This window comes from Actinoplanes sp. ATCC 53533, from assembly GCF_003947245.1.
The window spans coordinates 1-3839 of the sequence record NZ_QHHV01000414.1 but is presented as its reverse complement, the minus strand read 5'-3'; the positions used below and the strand labels follow the sequence as shown (position 1 = coordinate 3839).

Here is a 3839-nt window from a genome sequence, read left to right as displayed (position 1 = left end):
ATGGCCTGCCCGACGGTGTCGTCATCCGGCCCGGCCTGGCTGCCGACGTGCCGACCGACGTGATCGTGCTGTTCGTGACCGAACGCCACGAGTTGCAGGCCCACCTCGAAGAGGTCAGGCGCGGCATGGCCCAGGACGGCGGCTTCTGGGTCGCCTGGCCGAAGCGAGCGTCGAAGGTGTCCACGGACGTCACCGAGGACGTCGTCCGTGAAGTCGCGTTGCCGACCGGGTTGGTCGACAACAAGGTATGCGCGATCAACGAGATCTGGTCGGGCCTGCGGCTGGTCATCCGCCGCGAAAATCGCATACCAGCCACGTGACGCGTCTCGCCCGATTCCCTGTACGCCAGACGGACGCCACGACGCGCCTCGATGCGGACCGCCTCGCGACCGGAGTGAGATGACGGTGGGCTCGTAGAGAGCGGATGCACCGAACATGTGGCTCGCGCAGGCCGCCAGCTTGGCGCATAGCCGTGTCGATCAGCGGACGTTGCACGGTCAGCTGTCATCGTGCTTGTAGCGTTCGAAATCCCGGCGGCGGGGGTCTGACGTGCGGTTTTGTCCGGTGCCTTTGCAGCTGTCGTGGTCGGGTTGACGTCATGATCCTGTCGTTCGGATATCTGGTTCTGCGTCAGTTGCTGCACCTGGCGATCCTGGTACTACGTGCCGATCGCGCTAACGAGGTGGAGATCCTGGTGCTGCGGCATCAGGTCGCGGTGCTGCGCCGCCAGGTCCATCGTCCCGATCTTGAGCCTGCTGATCGGGCGGTGCTTGCCGCGTTGTCCCGGCTACTGCCGCGGCCGCGGTGGGCGGCGTTCTTTGTCGCCCCGGCCACGTTGCTGCGCTGGCATCGCCGCCTGGTCACCCGCAGCTGGACCTACCCGAGCCGGCCGGGCCGGCCTGCGGTACGAGCCGAGATCCGGGCGTTGGTGCTACGCCTGGCCGCGGAGAACCCGACCTGGGGCTGCCGACGGATCCAGGGTGAGCTGGTCGGGCTGGGCTACCGGATCGCGTCCAGCACGGATGCTGTTCTACAACCCGCGGCACCTGCTCGCCACGCTCGACGAATACGTCCGGCACTACAACGAGCACCGGCCGCATCAAGGCCGCGCGCAACGTCCACCAGCCCGGGAGACGTCTCCCGTCCTTGTCACGGACCTGGCCACCGTGCGGGTACGCCGCAGGAGCGTCCTCAACGGGTTGATCAACGAGTATTCCCAGGCTGCGTAGCCGAAACCGGGTCTCCGAACGGTACAGGGTGTCAGCGTCTCCAGATCACGCATGGATCACTCATTCGTCCACAAGGGACAAAAAGATGGCCCCGACCAGGCGTAAAAGGAATGGTCAGAGCCATGATCACAAGTGCGCCGCGTAGGACTTGAACCTACAACCCGCGGATTAAGAGTCCACTGCTGGCCGCGCCGCCCTGTGGTTAACCATGCCGTTCTGTACCGGAATCTACTGCTTCATTGCGTTGCTGGACCCGGGTTCCTGTCGGCCAGTGCCAGGCAGAGTTGGCCCACGCCAGGACCGTCGATCACGCATGGATCACGCAGTAGGTGACGGGGAATCAGCGCCGTCACCTGGCGCCGCAACCTGCGGCCGGCGCCCCGGCAAGATTACCCATCAGGCGGTCGAGCGGACCTCGGTCACAACCGGGGTCGACCGGGCGCTCGCCTGACAGAACGATTCATCTGCCAAATTTAGCGCACTCGATCATGCCAAGAAGAGCGCAGGGTCCGGCGCTTCACCCATTTGGGTGATGGGCTTACCGTATTGCCGTTGAGGCGCGCAACGAAAGGCTGTCCATGACCTGGCACGCGGCAACCGAGTCGTTCGATGGCGCCACCACTTCGGGCCTCTACTCGCAGCTTGCCGGCGTCCTCGCCGGTATCGCATTCGCGGCTTTACTGTTGTACGTAACGCGTGCAAGCAAGGAGGTTCGCGATGCCGGGGATCAAGTGGTTATCGCCAACCTGACCGCCGCCGTTGCTGCACTCATACTCTGCGCTGCCTCGTATGCCGTGTTAGCGGGTGCTCCGAACTCGATAGGGAGTGCCTCGCTGGCGACAATCATCTACGGCCTCCCGTTCGGCATGTCCGTTCTACTGCTGTTCTACGCCTTGGCGATCATTTTTCGCCAGCGCCCTGCGCTAAGGATCATCAGTCGCATCAGCATGTACGTGGTGGCCGCTGGTGGCCCGGTCTGGGTTTTCTGCTACGTCACGATGGCGGCGATGACTGCGGTGAGCCTCCGCTGCGGTCCAGGATGCGAAGATCGCCCACCGCTTGTGACACCAGTCGTCGTCGGCCTCGCCTTGATCGCGGTACTCGTAGTCGGGTCATTCGCCTCGATTCGAGTGCGGAGATTCGGCCCGACGATCCTGGGCGCGGAAGTCAGCCCCATGCTGCCCGCTGTAATCGTTCTCCTGGCCACATTCGCAGCCGGGGCAAGCTCCCTGGCATTCCCCCTATTGGGGGTCGACTATCAGCCGTCAGACACATTGCTGACACTCCTTTTGAGTGTGGATTTCATCGCCCTTCTGATTTTTTTCCCGCAACGCATCAAACTCGCTACGCGACCTTCCGGCGAGTAAACCGATCTGACTTGCAGCAGACTCAGGCCAAGTCGTCATTGGTGTTCGCCAGCCAGTCATTCGCTTAACTCATCTGTCGCGAGTGGCGCGCTACAGGCAGCAACGGTCGACTTCCTGGTGGGCACATGCTGCGGTTGGCGAGAGCGCGGCAGGGATTCATCGAGCGGCGTCAGTTGATGTCCCACTACGCCAGGTGAGTGCCGCAGTGCAGACACTGGAACAGGCATGCAGTCGGCTCGCCCTCCCGATCCAGGCGGCGCAAGTTGGACCGAGAAAAGCTGCGCCATCACCGCAGTGATAGAGCCATGACTCTTGTTGCCAGCCGCGGAACCCCGGGGCACGGCGGGTGATCTCCTCGATGACATGGGCCGGCACGTCATCCGGCACGTCAACGGCGTCACTGAAGTCAGCGGCCATGTCCAGGGCGTCGCTTGGCATCCGCGGCAGAAGCAGTGATGCCAAGCGGTATTTGTCAGGTCAAATTGAGACGGTTTGGGGCCGGCGTTGTTGGCTGGTTGATCCAGGCTTTCTCGGGCACCTGGGGCGCGCGGCCGACGGGTGAACCGGTCGGGGTGTGCCGTGTAGGCGGTGTCCAAGGTGGTCTGGCGGTGTCGACGGATCTGGTCGGCGGTGCCGTAGTGCACGGAAGTCGGGGTGTGCCAGCCGATCCCGGAATGGCGGTGTTCGTCGTTATAGGCAGTGAAGAATTCATCGCAGAACGCGCGGTCGTCGGCGAGGGAGTCGAGCCGGTCTGGGAAGTCGGGCATGTATTTCATGGTTTGAACTGGGCTTCGGAATACGGGTTGTCGTTCGAAGTTCGAGGCCGGGAGTGAACTCAGAACGCCGAGGTCGACGAGCATTTCCGACACCGCTTTGAGGTCATCGAGCCGCCGCGGTCGGCGTGGATGGTGTGCGGCTCGACCGCCGGCCGGCATTGGCGTGGCGATTCTCAGGCGCCAGCAACGGCAGGGCCATTGCGTGTTCGGCGGTTGCAGGCTTGAGCTGGGATGACGTGGGGTGTTTGACCTCTGTGGAGGTGCCCGGGGCGGGTGAGATCGCCTAGGTGATCATGGGAGTTCTCACGCTTCCAGACACTTCGAGGACCTCACCCGCGATGTCAGCATGCCCGATACCGGTACTGTCCGCAGTTGCTACCCCCTCCGACACGCCAGTCCGCCCGGTAACCGAGGGTGAACAGGCCGGTTTGCTGCGAGCGTTGGCAGTGGTGCCGGATCCGCGCAGC

4 protein-coding genes, 1 tRNA gene and 1 pseudogene are annotated in these 3839 nt (G+C 63.6%); 3 read left to right on the top strand and 3 right to left on the bottom strand.

The annotated features are described in order from the left end of the window. Both DMB66_RS58500 and DMB66_RS63305 read left to right on the top strand, forming a co-directional pair. Window positions 1-320, top strand: a 320-nt coding sequence (locus tag DMB66_RS58500) for a DUF3052 family protein (protein ID WP_125812557.1), incomplete at its 5' end; no start/stop codon positions are given. Between the two features lie 702 nt (window positions 321-1022). Further along, window positions 1023-1229, top strand: coding sequence for a transposase (locus DMB66_RS63305; RefSeq protein WP_199753282.1), 207 nt, complete (start codon window positions 1023-1025; stop codon window positions 1227-1229). Between the two features lie 136 nt (window positions 1230-1365). On the opposite strand, the gene DMB66_RS58490 is transcribed toward DMB66_RS63305, so the two are convergent. After that, a tRNA-Lys gene (locus DMB66_RS58490) sits at window positions 1366-1425 on the bottom strand. A 382-nt stretch (window positions 1426-1807) separates the two neighbouring features. Between DMB66_RS58490 and DMB66_RS58485 the strand changes: the two genes are divergently transcribed. Continuing rightward, complete coding sequence (locus DMB66_RS58485; protein WP_125812556.1) at window positions 1808-2596, top strand: hypothetical protein; 789 nt, start codon at window positions 1808-1810, stop codon at window positions 2594-2596. Window positions 2597-2752: 156 nt separating this feature from the next. Here the strand turns inward: DMB66_RS58485 and DMB66_RS66415 are convergent, their stop codons facing one another. Both DMB66_RS66415 and DMB66_RS65055 read right to left on the bottom strand, forming a co-directional pair. Beyond that, window positions 2753-3013: a CbrC family protein gene (locus tag DMB66_RS66415; RefSeq protein ID WP_199753281.1), complete on the bottom strand. Its 261-nt coding sequence runs from the start codon at window positions 3011-3013 to the stop codon at window positions 2753-2755. A 55-nt stretch (window positions 3014-3068) separates the two neighbouring features. Beyond that, window positions 3069-3506 (bottom strand): annotated as a pseudogene (locus DMB66_RS65055) (integrase core domain-containing protein); the annotation flags it as partial. Window positions 3507-3839 lie beyond the last annotated feature (333 nt).

Excerpts from the sequence above, each read along its gene's own strand:
- DMB66_RS58485 (WP_125812556.1), top strand. The coding sequence starts at position 1,808 with ATGACCTGGCACGCGGCAACCGAGTCGTTCGATGGCGCCACCACTTCG.
- DMB66_RS66415 (WP_199753281.1), bottom strand. The coding sequence starts at position 3,013 with ATGGCCGCTGACTTCAGTGACGCCGTTGACGTGCCGGATGACGTGCCG.
- DMB66_RS63305 (WP_199753282.1), top strand. The coding sequence starts at position 1,023 with ATGCTGTTCTACAACCCGCGGCACCTGCTCGCCACGCTCGACGAATAC.